Origin of the sequence: Bacillus clarus (assembly GCF_000746925.1) — a bacterium.
Classification (GTDB): domain Bacteria; phylum Bacillota; class Bacilli; order Bacillales; family Bacillaceae_G; genus Bacillus_A; species Bacillus_A clarus.
Genome location: NZ_JMQC01000008.1, coordinates 1,225,079 through 1,244,420 on the forward strand (window position 1 = coordinate 1,225,079; position 19,342 = coordinate 1,244,420).

General features: G+C 36.2%; 19 protein-coding genes, 1 tRNA gene and 1 pseudogene. 6 read left to right on the forward strand and 15 right to left on the reverse strand.

Translation table 11 applies throughout. The features are described 5' to 3' along the window. Positions 1-109 precede the first annotated feature (109 nt). The 3 genes from DJ93_RS07075 to DJ93_RS07085 all read right to left on the reverse strand — a co-directional run bounded on the left by DJ93_RS07075 (position 110) and on the right by DJ93_RS07085 (position 2,424). A complete protein-coding gene (locus DJ93_RS07075) occupies positions 110-1,387 on the reverse strand; it encodes an MFS transporter (protein WP_042979906.1) in 1,278 nt (425 codons plus the stop codon). A gap of 126 nt (positions 1,388-1,513) precedes the next feature. Continuing rightward, positions 1,514-2,125, reverse strand: a complete 612-nt coding sequence (gene sodA, locus DJ93_RS07080) for a superoxide dismutase [Mn] (protein WP_042979907.1) — start codon at positions 2,123-2,125, stop codon at positions 1,514-1,516. A 225-nt stretch (positions 2,126-2,350) separates the two neighbouring features. Beyond that, positions 2,351-2,424, reverse strand: a tRNA-Ile gene (locus DJ93_RS07085). Positions 2,425-2,731: 307 nt separating this feature from the next. On the opposite strand from DJ93_RS07085, the gene DJ93_RS07090 reads away from it, so the two are divergent. From DJ93_RS07090 to ispG, 3 genes are all read left to right on the forward strand, one after another. Further along, on the forward strand, positions 2,732-3,499 hold the full coding sequence (locus DJ93_RS07090) for a DUF1189 domain-containing protein (RefSeq protein ID WP_042979908.1): 768 nt from the start codon (positions 2,732-2,734) through the stop codon (positions 3,497-3,499). Between the two features lie 68 nt (positions 3,500-3,567). Next, on the forward strand, positions 3,568-3,921 hold the full coding sequence (locus DJ93_RS07095; protein ID WP_042979909.1) for a hypothetical protein: 354 nt from the start codon (positions 3,568-3,570) through the stop codon (positions 3,919-3,921). A 162-nt stretch (positions 3,922-4,083) separates the two neighbouring features. Next, the gene (gene ispG / locus DJ93_RS07100; protein WP_161785268.1) at positions 4,084-5,181 is read left to right on the forward strand and encodes a flavodoxin-dependent (E)-4-hydroxy-3-methylbut-2-enyl-diphosphate synthase; all 1,098 of its coding nucleotides are present in this window, start codon (positions 4,084-4,086) and stop codon (positions 5,179-5,181) included. 87 nt (positions 5,182-5,268) lie between these two features. On the opposite strand, the gene DJ93_RS07105 is transcribed toward ispG, so the two are convergent. The 4 genes from DJ93_RS07105 to DJ93_RS07120 form a co-directional block, all read right to left on the reverse strand. Further along, the gene (locus tag DJ93_RS07105) at positions 5,269-5,682 is read right to left on the reverse strand and encodes a Fur family transcriptional regulator (RefSeq protein ID WP_042979910.1); all 414 of its coding nucleotides are present in this window, start codon (positions 5,680-5,682) and stop codon (positions 5,269-5,271) included. Positions 5,683-5,695: 13 nt separating this feature from the next. Continuing rightward, positions 5,696-6,529 (reverse strand): metal ABC transporter permease, encoded by an 834-nt coding sequence (locus tag DJ93_RS07110; protein WP_042979912.1) that lies wholly within the window; start codon positions 6,527-6,529, stop codon positions 5,696-5,698. Beyond that, positions 6,529-7,299, reverse strand: a complete 771-nt coding sequence (locus tag DJ93_RS07115; RefSeq protein WP_042979913.1) for a metal ABC transporter ATP-binding protein — start codon at positions 7,297-7,299, stop codon at positions 6,529-6,531. The genes DJ93_RS07110 and DJ93_RS07115 overlap by 1 nt, the downstream gene beginning before the upstream one ends. Positions 7,300-7,477: 178 nt before the next feature. Beyond that, positions 7,478-8,356, reverse strand: a complete 879-nt coding sequence (locus tag DJ93_RS07120) for a YitT family protein (protein WP_042979914.1) — start codon at positions 8,354-8,356, stop codon at positions 7,478-7,480. A gap of 150 nt (positions 8,357-8,506) precedes the next feature. Between DJ93_RS07120 and DJ93_RS07125 the strand changes: the two genes are divergently transcribed. Further along, positions 8,507-8,761, forward strand: coding sequence for a DUF2624 domain-containing protein (locus tag DJ93_RS07125; protein ID WP_042979915.1), 255 nt, complete (start codon positions 8,507-8,509; stop codon positions 8,759-8,761). A 19-nt stretch (positions 8,762-8,780) separates the two neighbouring features. On the opposite strand, the gene DJ93_RS07130 is transcribed toward DJ93_RS07125, so the two are convergent. Then, on the reverse strand, positions 8,781-9,677 hold the full coding sequence (locus DJ93_RS07130; protein ID WP_042979916.1) for a deoxyribonuclease IV: 897 nt from the start codon (positions 9,675-9,677) through the stop codon (positions 8,781-8,783). A 167-nt stretch (positions 9,678-9,844) separates the two neighbouring features. Continuing rightward, positions 9,845-11,155, reverse strand: a complete 1,311-nt coding sequence (locus DJ93_RS07135; RefSeq protein ID WP_042979917.1) for a DEAD/DEAH box helicase — start codon at positions 11,153-11,155, stop codon at positions 9,845-9,847. A 181-nt stretch (positions 11,156-11,336) separates the two neighbouring features. On the opposite strand from DJ93_RS07135, the gene vrrA reads away from it, so the two are divergent. Both vrrA and DJ93_RS07145 read left to right on the forward strand, forming a co-directional pair. Further along, on the forward strand, positions 11,337-12,017 hold the full coding sequence (gene vrrA, locus DJ93_RS07140; protein WP_042979918.1) for a VrrA/YqfQ family protein: 681 nt from the start codon (positions 11,337-11,339) through the stop codon (positions 12,015-12,017). An 89-nt stretch (positions 12,018-12,106) separates the two neighbouring features. Then, a complete protein-coding gene (locus tag DJ93_RS07145; protein WP_042979919.1) occupies positions 12,107-13,057 on the forward strand; it encodes a 4-hydroxy-3-methylbut-2-enyl diphosphate reductase in 951 nt (316 codons plus the stop codon). A gap of 41 nt (positions 13,058-13,098) precedes the next feature. Here DJ93_RS07145 and DJ93_RS07150 read toward each other — a convergent pair whose 3' ends face one another. The 6 genes and pseudogenes from DJ93_RS07150 to DJ93_RS07175 all read right to left on the reverse strand — a co-directional run bounded on the left by DJ93_RS07150 (position 13,099) and on the right by DJ93_RS07175 (position 19,305). Beyond that, the gene (locus DJ93_RS07150) at positions 13,099-14,220 is read right to left on the reverse strand and encodes a Nif3-like dinuclear metal center hexameric protein (protein ID WP_042979920.1); all 1,122 of its coding nucleotides are present in this window, start codon (positions 14,218-14,220) and stop codon (positions 13,099-13,101) included. Continuing rightward, on the reverse strand, positions 14,217-14,924 hold the full coding sequence (locus tag DJ93_RS07155) for a tRNA (adenine(22)-N(1))-methyltransferase (protein ID WP_042979921.1): 708 nt from the start codon (positions 14,922-14,924) through the stop codon (positions 14,217-14,219). Before DJ93_RS07155 ends, DJ93_RS07150 begins: the two co-directional genes overlap by 4 nt. A gap of 165 nt (positions 14,925-15,089) precedes the next feature. Beyond that, positions 15,090-15,446, reverse strand: coding sequence for a cytochrome c550 (gene cccA, locus DJ93_RS07160; protein ID WP_042979922.1), 357 nt, complete (start codon positions 15,444-15,446; stop codon positions 15,090-15,092). A gap of 384 nt (positions 15,447-15,830) precedes the next feature. Then, positions 15,831-16,952: an RNA polymerase sigma factor RpoD gene (gene rpoD / locus DJ93_RS07165; RefSeq protein WP_042979923.1), complete on the reverse strand. Its 1,122-nt coding sequence runs from the start codon at positions 16,950-16,952 to the stop codon at positions 15,831-15,833. Positions 16,953-17,011: 59 nt separating this feature from the next. Then, positions 17,012-18,808: a DNA primase gene (gene dnaG, locus DJ93_RS07170; RefSeq protein WP_042979924.1), complete on the reverse strand. Its 1,797-nt coding sequence runs from the start codon at positions 18,806-18,808 to the stop codon at positions 17,012-17,014. Positions 18,809-18,846: 38 nt separating this feature from the next. Then, positions 18,847-19,305, reverse strand: a pseudogene (locus tag DJ93_RS07175) (YaiI/YqxD family protein). Positions 19,306-19,342 lie beyond the last annotated feature (37 nt).

Genomic DNA, 19,342 nt, shown 5'->3' on the forward strand with positions numbered 1-19,342 from the left:
ACGAACCCCCTCTACCAACAGCTATGTAATGTGAAAGGGACACCTTATTACAGGTGTCCTCACCGCTGTCTTACATCTTCCTTTATTCTAGCATAAAACAAACCAGAAGTTAACCTTCTGGTTCAGTCTGGTTTTGTGTCGCTTGGGGCGCTATCGTACTTGTTCTATTCGTATTTTGTGCTTCATATTTGACATTTTTAACCGCAAAATAAATAAGTAAATGTCCAGCTCCAAGAATGCATAATAAAACAGGTAGACTTTTTTCAGGTGGAAAGAATACTACTGCGCATAAAAAACTTAAAATCGAACAAATTCTTCCGCCATTTAGCCATAATTCTCGAACAACGACATACTCAACACGCCATTCTCTCGCATTTTTCGCTCTTCCTATTACGTCATATGTCATAGAACCGTATGGTACGAGTAAAATGGGATAAGCAATTGCGATACATGCTGCATAAATAAGTAATTTTACATATGTAACATCAAAAATAACTAAAAACACTACAGCATATAAAATAATACCCCCAAGTAAAATCGCCTTTTTTCTCCATTCTTTCTTTAACATACGTGCAACTAAGTAATAACATACGAATGAAACAGCAGAATTCACTAGACTATATTTACCTAATGCGAATTCACTACCAGATGCCAAATAAACGTATACTGAAATGACGAAAATGAATGTCCCTTCTCTAAGCCCTTGAAAAAAATGGGCACGTGTAATCCTTCCCCAGTTTTTATCAGCCTTGCGCTCTTTCAATACTTGAACGATTTCATAATGCCCTTCACATTCCCTTTTTGATACGAAAAAGCTAAGAATAACGGCAATCGCAAATAATAGTAATGAAAAAAAGAAAACGACTGTATAACCGTTCCACTTTTCCATACGTGAAATTGTATATCCTGCCGCTATTGGTCCAATCATTCCAGAGAAGGATGTAAGAAGCCCAAGAAAACCGTTAAAAAAATCACGCGTTTCTGGTTCCGTAATTTCAAATGTTAACAAATTAAATGCGAGCCAATAAAAACCATAACCAATCCCTAAAAGGGCTCCCATTAATAAAATATACTGTGAGGCACTCTTTCCTGTTAATAAAACAACGATGAAAAAAACAGCTAATGTGCCTACACCTATTCGTAATAAAATCGCGCGATCAATACGCTTTGCTAATTTCCCTCCAAGGAGAAATGTGAGCGGTTGTAATACGACACTCGCCAAATTATACAAACCAATGTTTACATAATTTTGTGTTTGCTTCCATAAATAAATGTTAACAAACGTATTGGATAAAGAAATGGCAAGTGTGTATAATCCGCCCATAACAAGCAGTATTACTAAATCCCGATTCACCTCAACATCACCAATTACATGTTTCCACTTCATACATAACTCTCCTTTACTTCATGTTCTATTCTTCCAAAGACAAGCACAATTATGTAAAGAAGAGCATAGAAAAAAGCTAGGAGAAAATCCCCTAGCTTTTTCATTTACTTATTTGTACAAGTAATATTATTTTGCTTCTTGGTAACGTTTTTCAGCAGCGTTCCAATCTACAACGTTCCAGAATGCACCGATGTAGTCAGGACGACGGTTTTGGTAGTTTAAGTAGTAAGCGTGCTCCCAAACGTCTAAACCGATAACTGGAGTTTTACCTTCAGTTAAAGGAGAATCTTGGTTTGGAGTGCTTGTTACTTCTAATTCGCCGTTGTTTACTACTAACCAAGCCCAACCAGAACCAAAGCGAGTTGCGCCAGCTTTTGCAAACTCTTCTTTGAATGCATCGAAGCTACCAAATTTCGCTTCAATTGCAGTTGCAAGTTCACCTACTGGTTGTCCACCACCGTTTGGAGATAGGATTGTCCAGAAGAAAGTGTGGTTTGCATGTCCGCCACCGTTGTTACGTACTGCAGTGCGGATCGCTTCTGGTACTTCGTTTAAGTTTGAAACTAATTCTTCAACGCTTTTGTTAGCTAATTCTGCATGGCCTTCTAATGCAGCGTTTAAGTTTGTGATATACGTGTTGTGATGTTTTGTATGATGGATGTTCATTGTTTCTTTATCAAAGTGAGGTTCTAAAGCATCATACGCATAAGGTAAATTTGGTAATTCATGTTTTGCCATTGTTATATTCCTCCCAGTTTATGTATTGCCATAGTAACACGTGGCATACAACTTCATTCTACCCTAATTGCCATAGGGCGCAAACAAATAAATCACATTGTCTTGCTATCATTAAAGTAGCAAAATTCCCACTTCTTTTCAATCAAAATGCTCATATATTCCGCAAAAAAAGCTCCCTTCTACAAGGAAGCTTCCTGCTGACATAATAAACATGCGAAATGGATATGGACCCTGTAGGACTCGAACCTACGACCGGACGGTTATGAGCCGTCTGCTCTAACCAGCTGAGCTAAGGGTCCAAAATTATGTATGTAATAATAAATTGCTGTAATCTTATTGATTATCCGCAAGTCCCCAAAAATAAATAATTGAATTCCTATAGGATATATCATTTAAGAAATATAAGATAAATTTACCATATATAAAAGAAAAGTGTCAATCGTATTTTTCTCATTCAAGCAGCAAAAAATGAATAGAAGCAATATGTAAATTCTATTCATTTACTGAATATTCATCTATCCACACCATATGTAAATACAATATATCTTGAGATTCCCTATATACGTACGTTACAATAATTTTATACATAATAAAGGAAGTGAATCTATGTCCATATTTACACAACTAGCAAAAAGCGTATATTCGCCAAAAGACATGGCGCTTTTCCGTTTTCAAAAAATCGGTAAAACCATTTTGTATATTATGCTACTTTGCTTAATCACTACCATTCCAAGAACTTTATTGTATGGTAGCCTCATTCAAGATGGTGTTACCATGGTAAACCAAGTAATTGAAAAGGATATCCCTGATTTTAAGATTGAAAACGGAGAATTAAAAGCTGATATTGATAAGCCGATCGAAAAAGAAGATGGGAACTCTCTTTTCGTATTTGATCCAAACGCAACCGACGTAGAGAAATATCAAAATAAAACAGGTTTATTTGTTCTAAAAGATAAAGTAATCTCTATGGGGAATGGTCAAATACAAACTTATTCCTATAATGATCTATTAGGTGCATCTCTTGAGAAGAAAGATCTACAAGACTTTATCTCTTTATTTGATGGCATTTATCCAATCTTAATGTTCGTTATCGGTGCCTTCGTGTACCTATTCCAATTATTTATTACATTTGTAGGAATTACTCTTCTTGCCTTCATCGGCTCTGCCATGAGTGGTCAACGTAAATTATCTTATAAGCAAGTTTGGACGTTAACTGCTTACAGCTACACAATTCCAACGCTCTTCTTTATGATTATGGATTTATTAAAAATAAACGTACCTGGTTCAACGTTCATTTACATTGTGGTTACTTTAATCGTCCTGTACTTAACAATTAAAGAAGTTCCAAAACCGAAAGAAAAACAAGAACTATAAAAAAAAAATGCCTAAATAGGCATTTTTTTTGTGGACAAGCATATATTCCTAGCAAAGGAGTGAGGAATATGAAGAGGTTAGGTATACTCTTACTAGTGCTTGTTCTTAGCTATGTATTTTATTACGATATAAAAATTGGTACTTTGCCAATGTTAAGTTCATACAAAAAAACATCCGCTGCTCAAACGGTAAAAAAAGAAAATACAGCTACAAAACAAAGCAAAGAGAACGAAAAGGATACAGCCTATAAAGCAATTGAAGTAAAAACAGGTGATACAGTTCTTTCTATTACAGAAGCAATCAATAAGAAAAAAGTTCCTTCTATTGAAAAAGTGATTGATGATTTTAAACAATTAAATAAAAACACATCTGCTACAAAGATACAAATTGGAAAGTCATATAAATTCCCGTTATATCAATGAGCGATCACTTAATCCTTGTCAATTACATAAAAGCGCTGATACAATAGTAAAAGTGAAACTGAGCACTTTGGTTTCCATCGCCCTTTATCACATATACTATCTGATATGAGGGACAAAATAAGAAACTTCTTTTATAAGGAGAGCGATCTATTCGTGAATGAAATGACTCATCGTACAAAAACACGTCCTGTTAAAGTTGGTAATTTAACAATTGGCGGTAACAATGAATTAATTATACAAAGTATGACAACAACAAAAACACATGACGTTGAAGCAACAGTTGCTGAAATTAAACGTTTAGAAGAAGCGGGTTGTCAAATCGTTCGTGTGGCTGTTCCAGACGAACGCGCAGCAAATGCTATTGCTGATATTAAAAAACAAATCAACATTCCACTTGTTGCTGATATTCATTTTGATTATCGCCTCGCTTTAAAAGCAATTGAAGGCGGCATTGATAAAGTACGTATCAATCCAGGTAACATTGGACGTCGCCATAAAGTAGAAGCTGTTGTAAATGCTGCAAAAGAACGCGGCATTCCAATCCGCATTGGTGTAAACGCCGGTTCATTAGAACGTCATATTTTAGAAAAGTATGGCTATCCAACTGCTGATGGTATGGTTGAAAGTGCACTGCACCATATTAAAATTTTAGAGGACTTAGATTTCCATGATATTATCGTATCAATGAAAGCCTCTGATGTTAACTTAGCAATTGAAGCATACGAGAAAGCCGCTCGTGCTTTTGATTATCCATTACATTTAGGTATTACAGAATCCGGAACACTATTTGCCGGAACTGTAAAGAGTGCCGCTGGTCTTGGAGCAATCTTAAGTAAAGGTATCGGAAATACACTTCGTATCTCATTAAGTGCTGATCCAGTTGAAGAAGTAAAAGTTGCACGTGAACTATTAAAATCATTCGGTCTTGCATCTAATGCAGCAACGCTTATTTCTTGTCCAACTTGCGGTCGTATCGAAATTGACCTAATCAGTATCGCTAATGAAGTAGAAGAATATATCTCTACACTAAAAGTACCGATTAAAGTAGCTGTACTCGGCTGTGCTGTAAACGGTCCTGGTGAAGCTCGTGAAGCAGATATCGGTATTGCTGGCGCGCGTGGAGAAGGTTTATTATTCCGTAAAGGAAAAGTTGTTCGAAAAGTACCAGAAGAAACAATGGTAGAAGAACTAAAAAAAGAAATCGATGTAATAGCTGCTGAGATGGCTGCTAATCAAGAAAAAGAAAAACAAGAACAATAAAAAGAAAGCTGCTTGCAAAAATGTAAGTAGCCTTCTTTCTTATTATAATAAAAGTAAAAGATCGTCAGTTACTTAGCTGACGATCTTTTACTTTGCACACTTTGGACAACGACCATATATTTCAAACTTATGTCCCGTTACCTCATAGCCTTTAAAATCTTTATTCATAACATCCATTGGACAGGAAGTAATTTCCTTTGTGCCACCACAGTCTAAGCAAATAAAATGATGATGGTGTTCCATAATAGAGCATGTAAAACGAAAATGTTTTTCTCCATTCAATTCAGTTTGCTCTAACACACCGATTTCAGCAAACACTGTTAAATTACGATAAATCGTATCAAAACTCAATCCTGGATAATCATCTTTCATATGCTCTAACACATCTTTTGCGGTTAAATAACGATTATGAGCCGCAAACAAACGTAACATCTCTTCCCTTTTTCCGGTATGTTTATATCCTTTTTCTTTCATTAGGCGTAAAGCTTCTGTTAGATTCATATCTATCCCTACTTTATGCAGTTTTTTTCTTCTTCCATAAAATTGCACCGATTAAAATAAGAACCGCTAGCATAACAATTGTACCACCTGGAGCTAAATCAAGTTGATACGAAGCAAACATTCCACCTATTACAGCAATTTCACCAAATAAAATGGAAAAGAAAATTGTTTGTTTAAAGCCTTTGGCAATACGGATACTGGCTGCAACTGGTAATGTCATTAAAGATGATACGAGAAGAACCCCTACAACACGCATCGATACTGCTATTACAAGTGCAACTAAAATGATGAAAATAAAGTGAATCCATTTTGCACGTAGGCCCGTTGATATAGCATACTCCTCATCAAATGATAGTAAAAATAACTCTTTGTACAATAAAATAATTGTTGCAATAACGACAATCGCTACAATACCAATAATAACTAAATCTGCGCTTGTTACAGCACTTACACTACCAAATAAATAACTAAATAAATCTGTATTAAATCCATTCGCAAGCGAAATGAAGATAACACCAATCCCCATACCTGCTGAAAGAATAATCGGAATTGCTAATTCTTGATAATGTTTATATACAGTTCGCAATTTTTCAATTAGCAAAGCTCCACCAATTGAAAAAATCATTCCCATATATAATGGATTTAAAAATCCACCTGTAAAGATGGTTTTTTCAAGTAATAAACTGGCTGCAATACCTGATAAAGTCACATGACTTAATGCATCTGCAATAAGCGATAACCGACGAATTACAACAAACACACCGATAAGCGGGGCAACAAGCCCTATTAAAATGCCAGCGTATAAAGAATTACGTAAAAAATCATATTGTAAAAAATCCTGTATCATTATATCCTCCCGTGATGCTCATGTTCGTGTTCTAAACGATGAACATGATGCCCATATAAAATAGACATTTCTGCATCTTCTAACTCTCGGAATTTTTCTACATTTCCATGGAAATGTAGATGCTGATTTAAACATGCAACATGTGTTACTTTTTCTGTAACAGCTCCCATATCATGAGTAACCAAAATCAATGTGATTCCTAACTTTTTGTTTAAATCCTCTAGTATTTCATAAAAGCTTTCAACATTCTTTACATCAATACCAACAGTAGGCTCGTCTAAAATAAGTAATTCAGGGTTACTAACAAGCGCACGCGCAATAAATACACGCTGTTGTTGTCCACCAGATAACTCTCCGATGTTACGCCCTTGAAATTCACTCATACCTACATCAGCAATTGCTTTTTCAACTTTCGCTTTATCGTCTTTCGTTAAAAAGCGAAAAAGACCTTTTTTAGAAACGAGCCCCATTGAAACGACTTCAAAAACTGTTGCTGGAAAACCCGAATTAAAACTGTTCGCCTTTTGTGATACATAACCAACTTTATTCCACTCTTTAAATTTCTTACTATCAATACCAAACAACCGAATATTTCCTTGCTTCGGCTTTAAAACACCTAATAGACATTTCAACAAAGTTGATTTCCCTGAACCATTTGGTCCAACTAAACCTAAAAAAGCTCCCTTCGGAACTTGCAAATTAATATCCTCTAACACATTCCGATCTTCATATCGAAATGTCAGTCCTTCTATTTCCAATATATTATTCATAGCATCTCACCTATTTTAATTAAGAATGATTCCGATTTATCTCTATTTGAATTATAGTACAGCTTATTATAGTTGTAAACCAATCTGCATAAAATATATTCTTTATTTCTAGAAACCTTATTATTATAACAAAAAGCAGAGAAATTTTCTCTGCTTTTAAAATATTGCAATTAAGTTTTTAGTGGATTGCTGATTTAAATTTACCACCGTTCGTCTCTTGCGTGTTCATAATTGTAACAAACGCATTTTCATCAATTTCATGCACAATCGATTTTAACTTTGTTACTTCAAGACGTGTTACAACTGCATAAATAACTTCTTTTTCTTTATCAGTATAACCGCCTTTAGCAACAAGTTTTGTTGTTCCACGACCAAGGCGATGTAAAATTGCATTCGATACTTCCTCGTAGTGATCTGATACAATTAAAACTGCTTTCGTTTCATCTAATCCTTGAATTACCGTATCAATTGTTTTGAACGCGATATAGTATGTCATAACAGAATACATTGCTTGTTCAACACCAAATACAAATGCTGCCCATGCAAAAATGAATAAGTTCACAAACATTACAAATTCACCAACAGAAAACGGTAACTTTTTCGTTAATAAAATACCCATAATCTCTGTTCCATCTAACGAACCACCATGACGGATAACGAGCCCTACACCGATCCCTAAAATAAGACCACCAAAAACAGTCGCTAAAATCGGCTCGGTTGTAAATGGTTTAAACGAATGTAATGTTGACTCAATAAATGCTAAAGCGACAATTGCGAATGCTGAAGATAACATAAATGTTTTCCCGATTTGTTTATATCCAGAGTACATAAACGGAATGTTGAGGATAACAACTAAAGTAGAAAAACTTAACCACCAAATGTTAGGAGTAAGATAATCTAATATAAGAGAAACACCAATAATTCCACCATCAATAATTTTATTTGGCATTAAAAATAGTTCAATTGCTACCGCTGCACATGCTGCCCCAAAGACAATCATGACTAAACGATATATAAGATGAATAACACTTTCTTTTCGATGTTCTTTTTTTTCCATAAGCCCTCCTTATATCCTTTCTATGTAATTTCTTTCTTTTATTATAACATACCCTTCTTTTCCTCATAGAAAAAACGACTGTTACATGCATATAGACAGGCATCACACACATATATTTCGATAGAAGAATGTCTGAAGGAGGACAAAACCATGAACCTCATTAAGCAAATTGTAAACAAAAAATTAAATCACATTTCCACAAAAGAATTATTGAAATATAGTAAAGACTACGAAGTTCCCATTACAACTGAACAAGCGGATCAAATTGTGTTACTTATGAAAGGAAAAAATATTAACATTTACGATAACGGTGAACGACTTGAATTGCTAAAAAAAATCGCGAAAGTAACATCCCCAACTACCGCTCAGCAGGTAAATACTTTATTTCAACAATTATTAAAATAAGGAGGGGAAAATCCCCTCCTTATTGCGCTTTAATTTCTTCAAGAAGCCCCTCATTAAATGTTCCATTCTTTAACATTTCAATTTCAAATTTATATGGTGGCTTTTTGTCTTTTTTATCTTCACCTACATACGGTGTTTCAAGAATTTTTGGTACATGTTGCAGTTGCGGATGATGCACAATATGATGCAGTGCCTTATAACCAATATGACCAAAACCGATATTTTCATGACGGTCTTTCCCTGCGCCGCGCACATTTTTACTATCGTTAATATGCAATACTTGTAAACGATCAATTCCAACAATCTTATCAAATTCGTTTAATACGCCATCAAAATCATTTACGATGTCATAACCTGCATCATGTGTATGGCATGTATCAAAACATACAGATAGCTTTTCATTATATTTTACACCGTCAATAATCTTTGCAATTTCATCGAAGCTGCGACCACATTCAGTACCTTTTCCGGCCATTGTCTCTAAAGCAATATTAACTGTTTGTTCTGGTGTTAACACTTCATTTAGCCCTTTGATAATTTGTTGAATACCAGCTTCAGCACCTGCTCCAACGTGAGCACCTGGATGAAGAACGATTTGTTTCGCCACTCCTAAGGCTGCTGTTCTTTCGATTTCCATACGAAGGAAATCAACACCTAATTGGAACGTTTCAGGCTTTGTTGTATTACCAACATTAATAATGTATGGAGCATGGACAATAATTTCTTCAATGCCATGCAAATCCATATGTTTTCTTCCTGCTTCTATATTTAAATCTTCAATTGGTTTTCTTCTCGTATTTTGTGGTGCACCTGTATAAATCATAAACGTTGTCGCACCATATGAAACAGCCTCTTCACTTGCTGCTAATAACATCTTCTTACCACTCATTGAAACATGAGATCCAATCTTTAACATACAATCACCTCTTCAATATACAATAGATATAATGATAGCATAATTTTTAGAAATATGTAGTGAATTGTTTGCTCACAAAAAAGCCACTACACAAGTAAAAATGACCATTTACATAATATGCACTTTCTATTTTGAATAACAGGATAAAAAAAGATAAGGGAAATCCCTTATCTTTTTTTATTGCTATATTTCTTCTTCACTTTTTCACGTTCTGTTGCAAGTTTTCTCTTATAATTCGGTTTTACTTTTTTCGGTTTTTTAACGACTTTCGTTGCCATAATATCTAGTTCATCATTTGGTTTTTTACGGCTCTTACGACGACGACGGTCACCTAAATCCGCCCACTCATCTCCGCGTAAATCTACATGCTTAAACTCAATATTACGTTGTTTTTCTAAGTGATCTAATGCTTCTTCGTTTGCTGGATCATAAATCGTCACTGCAATACCTGAATAACCTGCACGTGCTGTTCTTCCAACGCGGTGAACGAAGAAATCTAAGTCTGATGGAAGTTCATAGTTAATAACATGACTAATCCCTTCAATATCGATACCACGTGCCGCTAAATCTGTCGCAACGATATATTGGAATTCAAGGTCACGAATTTGTTTCATCATTTTTTTACGATCGCGCGGAGATAAATCTCCGTGAATTCGTCCAACTTTTAGGCCACGTTCCGTTAATCCATTTGCAACTTGGTCTGCCATCTTCTTTGTGTTAGTAAAAACAATTGCTAAGTATGGCTTAAATTGAAGCAACATCTTTTGCACTAAATCAATTTTGTTACGATGTCTAGAAGGTACTAAATAATGCTCAATATTTCCTGCTGCAACTTGTTTTGGATTAATATGAATATGTTCTGGGTTCTCCATATATTTCTTCAGAAACGGTTTTAGTTTTTGAGGAATTGTTGCAGAGAAAACTAACATTTGCAGGTTTTTAGGCATGCGTGCTGCAATTTTATCTACATCTTGAATGAATCCCATATCAAGCATTAAGTCTGCTTCATCGACAATAATAGTATTTGCTTTATGAACAAATAACGCTTGTTCTTCTACTAAGTCTTTAATACGTCCTGGTGTTCCAACTACAATATGAGGTTGTTTTTTCAACTTTTCAATTGATCGTTGTTTATCTGTACCACCAATTAAACACCGTGCTGTAATCATTTGCTCTTCCGTACAGAACTTTGTTAATTTCACGATTTCTTGGTAAATTTGTTGTGCTAACTCACGAGTAGGCGCTGTAATAACAAGTTGTACTTCTTCACGACTTGCATCGATTCTATTTAACGTAGGAAGTAAGTATGCATGTGTTTTCCCAGAACCTGTTTGAGATTGTCCAATTACACTCACACCTTTTTTCACGACCGGGAAAATTTTCTTTTGAATTTCTGTCGGCTCCGAAAAGCGTAGGTCACGAACTGCATCTATTAAAAATGGTTTAAAATCATACTGTGTAAAAGTTTGTAGTGTCATAAGTTACACCTTCTTTCTAAAATTTCTACTGCGCGCACAAATCAGTCAAGTCTACATTATATCGAAATCTAAAGGTAAAATCCATCTTTAGTTTAGGTTTTCACTCCAAAAACTAACCTTCTTTCTTTCTAGTGCATATTGTATGTGTATATACCTAACTGAAGAAAGGAGGATTTCTCTCATGTATCCGAAACCCCCTATGCAGCAAATGTATTCTGGGCAAAGGCACCAGCCTTATACACCTTATCCCATTCCACAACTACCACCGATGGCACAAAAAAAGAAAGGTTTTCTCTCTAAACTGTTTAAAAAACATGACCCCACCGAGCCCTTCATGCAAATGGTTCCTCCCTATCGCCAAATGGAGGGACCACCGATGATGCACCAACCGCAACCACCGTCTCAATATCAATTTCAGCAGCAATATCAACAACAGTATCAACCATACATGCAGCAGCCACAACAAATGTATGAAGCAAATGAAATGCGCGGAGGAACAGCAGCCACGTCTGGTGGCAGTGGTGGTATCGGGAGCTTTTTTTCCAACTTTCTCTCCAATCCGACCGGCATGATAAATAACATTGAAAAAGTTGCCCAAGTCGCTCAATCTGTCGGGCCTGTTGTAGAGCAATACGGTCCTATCGTTCGGAGTATACCAAGTATCGTAAAGATTCTCACCTCTGGCAAAGGTGAAGCAGAAACACCTAAGAAAGAAGAGACTGAAGAGGTGGAAGTAATCACTCCCCCCTCTCCTCCTAAAAAGAAAAAAAGAAAAAAAATTATTATAGAACCAGTCGTCGAAAAAGAATTACCGAAAGAGAAGATTCCACCTATAGTAACAAAACCAAAACTATATGTGTAACAATCCTTTGTTTTCTATCCACTCCTCCTTTATAATGTAAAAGACTATGCACAAAAGTATCCCTTGTTTAGAAGGAGAGGATTACTCATATGAAAATTGTTAAAATTTCCCCTCGTGGTTATTGCTACGGTGTTGTCGATGCAATGGTAATTGCCCGTAACGCTGCATTAGATAAATCATTACCGAGACCTATTTATATTTTAGGTATGATTGTTCACAATAAACATGTTACAGACGCTTTTGAAGAAGATGGAATCATTACGTTAGACGGACCAAGTCGTTTAGATATTTTAGATCAAATCGATTCTGGAACTGTTATTTTCACTGCACATGGCGTTTCACCAGAAGTGAAACAACGTGCAAAAGAAAAAGGTTTAACGACAATCGATGCAACTTGTCCAGATGTTACAAAAACACATGACCTTATTGAAGCAAAGAAAGCTGAAGGATACCATGTCATTTATATCGGCAAAAAAAACCATCCAGAACCAGAAGGCGCGGTTGGTATTGCACCTGATATCGTTCATCTTATCGAAAGAGCTGATGATTTAGAAACATTAGAAATCCCAACAGATAAAATTTTAGTTACGAATCAAACAACAATGAGTCAATGGGATGTTCAACATTTAATGGAGGACATTCAGAAAAAATTTCCAACAGCAGAATTCCATAAGGAAATTTGTTTAGCAACTCAAGTTCGCCAAGAAGCTGTTGCTAAACAAGCGGATGTTGCAGACTTAACAATAGTTGTTGGCGATCCGAAAAGTAATAACTCAAATCGCTTAGCACAAGTATCAGAGGAAATCGCTGGTACAAAAGCATACCGCGTCGCAGATGTAAGCGAAATTCAGCTAGAATGGCTACAGGGTATTGAAAATGTCGCAATTACAGCCGGTGCTTCTACACCAACACCAATTACGAAAGAAGTAATCGCCTTTTTAGAGCAATACGATCCGATGAATCCCGCTACTTGGGAGAGAAAACGAAACGTACCACTTCAAAAGATTTTACCGCGTGTAAAAGTAAAAAAAACACAATAATAAAAATCCGTTGGCCAACTCGGCAACGGATTTTTATTTTCTTATACAAATGTAAAAGGATCCGTATGTAACTGCGAAGCATGAATTTGTACATTAAATTTCTTTGCATCCACTTTTTCTTGCAATTGCTTTTGTACACCTTGCTTCATTACTTTTTCAACGTTATGTCCTGGGTCAACTATATTTAAACCGAGCATCATCGCGTCATGAGCAACATGATAATACATGTCACCTGTTACATATACATCTGCCCCTTTAAATTTCGCTTGGTTTATATATTTGTTGCCATCTCCACCAAGTACAGCGACTTTACGCACTTTATCATCTAACTTGCCAACAACTCTTGCACCCTTCACGTCTAATGATTGTTTCACATGTTCTGCAAACTGCCCAAGCGTCATTTCTTCTTGTAAATATCCTATTTTCCCAAGACCTAATGTTTCGCCTTTATTATCAAGCGGATACACATCATAAGCCACTTCTTCGTATGGATGAGCTGCTAACATCGCTTTCATAACTGTTCTTTGTAGTGAAGCTGGAATAATCGTTTCGATACGTACCTCTTCCACGCGTTCTAACTGCCCAGTTTCCCCGATATAAGGATTTGTTCCCTCCTGAGGTACAAACGTGCCTGCTCCCTCACTACTAAACGTACAGTGGCTATAATTGCCGATATGACCAGCGCCTACGTCTCCTAGTGCTTTACGCACTTCTTCCGCATGAGTTACTGGCACAAATACAACAATTTTTTTCATTTCTTCTGCGTATGTCGGAGCTAATACTTCTGTATTTTGTAACCCTAACGCATCAGCAAGTAAATCATTTACTCCGCCCTTAGCAACATCCACATTTGTATGCGCGGCATAAACTGCAATGTCATTTTTAATACACGTTTCAATAATTCTTCCGTACGCCTTATCTGTATGAATCGCCTTTAACGGATTAAAAATTAAAGGGTGATGCGCAATAATGACATTCGCCCCTAATTGAATCGCTTCGTCCACAACTTCCTCCGTTACATCTAAAGCAATCAATACGTGCTGCACGGGTTTATTAAGCGCTCCAATCTGTAGACCAATTTTATCTCCTTCCATCGCCAAATGCTTCGGATACATACTTTCAAATAAAGAAATAATTTCATGGCCATTTGGAATTTTACTCATGATAATACCTCCCCTATCATTTTCATTTTCGCTTCTACTTCTGCACGTTTCGCTTTTGTCTCTTCAGAATCCGCCGCACGTTCTAATTGTTTTAGGATATTTTGGAAGTTTTTCAATTCTCCTTCCCACTTTTCAACGAAAGCTTCACTTTTTTCTTTTATTAAAAATGGACCCATAAATAATTCAGCTTGTTTATTATCAGAGTAAGGTGCTGCAATATTTCCTCGTTCCCCAACTAAAATCTCATAAATCTTTCCGTCTTCTTTTACGATTTTCTCATGGATAAGCTCCCAGCCATTTTCAATAAACCATTCACGAATGTGATGCGCTGCAATATTCGGCTGTAAAATTAAGCGCGTTACACCTTCTAGTTTTTCTTTACCACTTTCTAAAATGTCACGAATTAGCGCTCCACCCATTCCTGCAACCGTAATTACATCTACTTCTCCTGGTGTGATAACAGCTAATCCATTACCCTTACGCACATCTACTTTATCTTGTAAGCCACTTTCAGCTACAGTTGCTTGCGCAGATCGAAATGGTCCATCTACAACTTCTCCTGCAACTGCTTTTGTAGCAATATTATTTATAATTGTATAACACGGTAAATACGCATGATCTGATCCAATATCAGCAATTGTAGATCCTACTGGAATCTCGCGTACAACTTCTTCTAATCGTTTTGAAAGCTTTACTTCATTCATGTATTTCCATTACTCCTTCTCTTGTCAGTCTGTCTCCATGATAATGAATTTATAGTAGTTGTTGCAAGTCCATAACAACAATTCAATTCTCTATAACTCATCGTATTTTAGAAAATATAGAAAAACAAGCCCTTTGCAAAAGCAAAAGGCTTGTAATACAAAACTTTATTTTTTCTTCGATAACCAATCAGCTACTTTAGCTGCTTGGTCAGCTGGAACTATATTAGCAGGCATGTTACCTTTTCCTTTCGAAAGAACTTCTTTAATTTCATCCTTTGAAAGTTTCCCACCAATTTTTTGTAAATTAGGTCCTACTGCCCCTTGTAATTGATCACCGTGGCAGCTCGTACAGCTTTGCTTCACAATATCCTCTGGCTTTGATGCTGTTTGCGCTGGCTTTCCGCCATTTTTTGCATCAGCTAACTCTTTAGATTTATTTAGCCCCTGAAATGAAAATACAAACATAACGATAATGCCTAGTGCTGCAATAAGAGCAAATGGAATCAACGGATTACGTTTCATATATCTTCTCCCCCCTCTATACCCCCGAATAGTTAGATGATTCAGTCATTTACATTGTACTTGAAAACGCTCTATCAGAAAAGACCAAACTGTCAGTTGTTAAAAATATTCCATAAATTCAGTTTATTGATTATCGTTCTTATATCGCATATTATTTTGATAAATATCAACGTATCTCTTCATATTTTTTGTTTTTCTACATATATTTTTGTATAAAACAAACGAAATTAATCGAAAAATCGAAAAATGACCATTTGCAAATCAAAAGACAATTCTGTAAAATAAATTACAAGAATTGTAATCGTCGCCGACAGCTATTTTTTAACAAAAATTAACAAAATAAAAAAGTTTACTTCACATTCGTGAAGTAAACTTAAAAAGAACCTATTCTAAGAAATCCTTTAGACGTTTGCTACGGCTTGGATGTCTTAATTTGCGAAGTGCTTTTGCTTCAATTTGACGGATACGTTCTCTCGTTACGCCGAATACTTTCCCAACTTCTTCAAGCGTACGAGTTCGTCCATCATCTAAACCAAAACGAAGACGTAGAACATTTTCTTCACGATCTGTTAGTGTATCTAACACATCTTCCAATTGTTCTTTTAGCAATTCATACGCTGCATGGTCCGCAGGGGATGTTGCTTCTTGGTCTTCAATAAAGTCGCCTAAATGAGAGTCATCCTCTTCACCAATTGGTGTTTCAAGAGAAACTGGCTCCTGGGCAATTTTCAAGATTTCGCGTACTTTTTCTGGAGCAAGGTCCATCTCTTCACCAATCTCTTCTGGAGATGGCTCGCGTCCTAAATCTTGTAACAATTGACGCTGTACACGGATTAACTTATTAATCGTTTCAACCATATGAACTGGAATACGAATTGTTCGTGCTTGGTCTGCAATAGCACGTGTAATCGCTTGGCGAATCCACCAAGTTGCATACGTACTAAATTTAAACCCTTTACGATAATCGAATTTCTCAACCGCTTTAATTAGACCCATATTACCTTCTTGAATTAAGTCTAAGAAAAGCATACCTCGGCCCACATATCTTTTTGCAATACTTACTACAAGACGTAAATTCGCTTCCGCAAGTCGGCGTTTCGCTTCTTCATCGCCTTCTTCAATACGTGTTGCAAGTCGAATTTCTTCTTCGGCAGATAGTAAGTCAACGCGGCCAATTTCTTTTAAATACATGCGAACAGGATCATTGATTTTTACGCCTGGTGGTACACTTAAATCATTTAAATCAAATTCTTCTTCTGTTTTGGTGATTTGATGAGTATTAGGACCTTCATCATTGTCACCAACTAAATCAATTCCTTGTTCACCTAAATATTCATAATATTCATCCATTTGATCGGATTCAATTTCAAATCCATTCATGCGTTCTGCAATCTCTTCATATGTAAGAACGCCACGTTTTTTTCCGAGCTCAGTGAGTTGTTCTTTCACTTGCTCAAGGGTCATATCAGTTTCAATTTGTTTAGAACGAGCTGGTTTGTCAGCCATCTGTTCCCCTCCTTACGCGAGATACAAACATTCATTATAATAAAATTTTATCCAAAAAGCTATCTTCTTGCTTTTTGACTTTGTAAATATGCTGCATAATACTTAGCAGCTTCTACCGGATCAGCTTTTTCCATTTGCTTTAACGTAAAGATAATTTCCGTCTTTTTTAGCTTTTCCTTATGGCGTTTCAACGCCTCTAGATGACCTTGTAACACTTCTTCTGTGTATTCTGGATTAATAAATTCATCCGTTGAAATATCAGTGATAATATTTTTCAGTTTTTCATCAGAAAGCCAACTTAAGAAATTTCCGACTGAAGGTTCATTTCCCTTTTCATAATATGCGTATAGTTCATATAAAATCCCTTTATGTTCTTCTGTATGAAAATCTTCTATATGAGGTTCGATACGCACTGCAACTTCTGGACTTTGCAACATATGGTAAATGAGCTCTCTTTCCGCCCTTTCAAAACCTGTTAATTTCGGCTTAGATTGAACAATTTGAGATGGCTTAGAAATTTGCTTCGTTTGTTTTTGCTGTATCTTTTGTTCTTTGCGATATTGGTGCAATTGACTTAAAAGTGTTTCCATTGAGTATGCAAATTCTTGCGATAATGACTTTAAATATGATTCCGCCTGCATCGCATCTTGCAACAACGATAACTCTTTTAAAACACTCTTCACATATTCTTCTTTACCAGACTCATCTTGCAAATTTTTCCCTAAACGTAAATAATTTATTTTGAAACCAACAAAACTTATACTCGATTTCACGAGATTTTCAAAAGCTGTTGTCCCATATTGTTGCACATATTCATCAGGATCAAGCTTATCTGGCAATGAAGTAACCTTTACTTGACAACCTACTTGTAATAATAATTGTCCTGCTTTCATCGTCGCTTCTCGTCCTGCTTTATCACCATCATAGCAAAGAACAACAGTTTCAACATTACGTCGCAAAAGTTTCGCTTGTTCGTCGGTTAAAGCTGTTCCCATTGTCGCAACAGCTTCTTCAACGCCACTTTTCACAGCAGCTAGCACATCAGCATAGCCCTCAAAAAGGACAACCTGCCCACGTTTTCTAATAAACGGCCTTGCTTGATGGAAGTTATACAGCAACCTACTTTTGTGAAAAATCGGTGTTTCTGGGCTATTTAAATATTTCGGGGTATCATCCCCTAAAGCCCTTCCACTAAATGCTGTTACTTTCCCTTGTAACGTGTGAATTGGAAACATAACTCTTCCTCGGAAACGGTCATAATGACTGCCATCCTTTTCACTTCTTACAAGCAATCCGGCCTGTTCCATAGTCGCTAGCGAAAAACCTCTTTTTTGTAATATTTTCGCCGCCGCATCCCAAGCTGGTGACGCGTAGCCAATTTCAAATTTCTCAATCATCTCTTTTGTAATACCACGTTTTAGTAAATAGGAAAGAGCTTCATTCCCCTCTTCTGTATTTACTAATAGATGGTGATAATACTTTTTCAAAAGTTCATGAGCCTGTAACATGATGACACTGTCATCAGATATATTTTCTTGTTGTTCTTGTCCTGATGTATACTCTGCAACTGCAATGCCATTTCTTTCTCCAAGCTTTTGAACGGCCTCTGTGAAAGATAGTCCTTCCATTTTCATAAGAAATGAAAAAACATTTCCACCTTCTCCACATCCAAAGCAATGAAAAATTTGCTTGTCTGATGAAACAGAAAACGAGGGAGAATTCTCACCATGGAATGGACAAAGGCCAAAATAATTGCGCCCCTGCTTTCTCAACTGAACATACTCACCAATAACTTCTACAATATCAGATGATGTACGAATCTGTTCAACAACTTCTTCGGGAATTCTGTTCCCCATAACTCCATCTCCGTGTCGTAATTTGTATTCGATACAAATTACAAGATTCCTTTATAATTCGACAATATTTTTTCTAAACTTGTTAGAAAGTAATGTCGATCCTACTTTGAAAACGATTTTGGACCTTTCGTATAAGTCCCTTGTCTGCGTAACTTCGCAGATACATATCTACTATATAAAATTGTATCCATTTGCTCATCTGTTATAAATGTACCTCTTGGAGATAATACATATACTCCTTTTTTAACAAGAAGACCAGCAAGTCCCATATCCTGTGTGATCACGAGATCTGTAGCTTTAGCATGTTTATAAATGTAAAAATCCACTTCATCTTGCTCAGAATCTACATAGACCCAATTTCCTTGCTGCTTACTTGAACGATGGGCGTAGGATGCGACAAACAAAATGTCGACATGAAATTTTGTTCCAACCTGCACAATTTCATCCTTCACAGGACATGCATCTGCATCAACTAATATCTTACTGATGTTTTGCATATTTCTGTATTCTACATCCCTTCTGTGAATCCTTCCA

Coding starts and splice junctions, on each gene's coding strand:
- ispG (WP_161785268.1), top strand. CDS start 4,084: ATGACTCATCGTACAAAAACACGTCCTGTTAAAGTTGGTAATTTAACA.
- DJ93_RS07125 (WP_042979915.1), top strand. CDS start 8,507: ATGAACCTCATTAAGCAAATTGTAAACAAAAAATTAAATCACATTTCC.
- DJ93_RS07130 (WP_042979916.1), bottom strand. CDS start 9,677: ATGTTAAAGATTGGATCTCATGTTTCAATGAGTGGTAAGAAGATGTTA.
- DJ93_RS07075 (WP_042979906.1), bottom strand. CDS start 1,387: ATGAAGTGGAAACATGTAATTGGTGATGTTGAGGTGAATCGGGATTTA.
- DJ93_RS07090 (WP_042979908.1), top strand. CDS start 2,732: ATGTCCATATTTACACAACTAGCAAAAAGCGTATATTCGCCAAAAGAC.
- DJ93_RS07145 (WP_042979919.1), top strand. CDS start 12,107: ATGAAAATTGTTAAAATTTCCCCTCGTGGTTATTGCTACGGTGTTGTC.
- DJ93_RS07115 (WP_042979913.1), bottom strand. CDS start 7,299: ATGAATAATATATTGGAAATAGAAGGACTGACATTTCGATATGAAGAT.
- DJ93_RS07105 (WP_042979910.1), bottom strand. CDS start 5,682: ATGAATCTAACAGAAGCTTTACGCCTAATGAAAGAAAAAGGATATAAA.
- rpoD (WP_042979923.1), bottom strand. CDS start 16,952: ATGGCTGACAAACCAGCTCGTTCTAAACAAATTGAAACTGATATGACC.
- vrrA (WP_042979918.1), top strand. CDS start 11,337: ATGTATCCGAAACCCCCTATGCAGCAAATGTATTCTGGGCAAAGGCAC.
- DJ93_RS07150 (WP_042979920.1), bottom strand. CDS start 14,220: ATGAGTAAAATTCCAAATGGCCATGAAATTATTTCTTTATTTGAAAGT.
- sodA (WP_042979907.1), bottom strand. CDS start 2,125: ATGGCAAAACATGAATTACCAAATTTACCTTATGCGTATGATGCTTTA.
- DJ93_RS07120 (WP_042979914.1), bottom strand. CDS start 8,356: ATGGAAAAAAAAGAACATCGAAAAGAAAGTGTTATTCATCTTATATAT.
- cccA (WP_042979922.1), bottom strand. CDS start 15,446: ATGAAACGTAATCCGTTGATTCCATTTGCTCTTATTGCAGCACTAGGC.
- DJ93_RS07110 (WP_042979912.1), bottom strand. CDS start 6,529: ATGATACAGGATTTTTTACAATATGATTTTTTACGTAATTCTTTATAC.
- dnaG (WP_042979924.1), bottom strand. CDS start 18,808: ATGGGGAACAGAATTCCCGAAGAAGTTGTTGAACAGATTCGTACATCA.
- DJ93_RS07155 (WP_042979921.1), bottom strand. CDS start 14,924: ATGAATGAAGTAAAGCTTTCAAAACGATTAGAAGAAGTTGTACGCGAG.
- DJ93_RS07135 (WP_042979917.1), bottom strand. CDS start 11,155: ATGACACTACAAACTTTTACACAGTATGATTTTAAACCATTTTTAATA.
- DJ93_RS07095 (WP_042979909.1), top strand. CDS start 3,568: ATGAAGAGGTTAGGTATACTCTTACTAGTGCTTGTTCTTAGCTATGTA.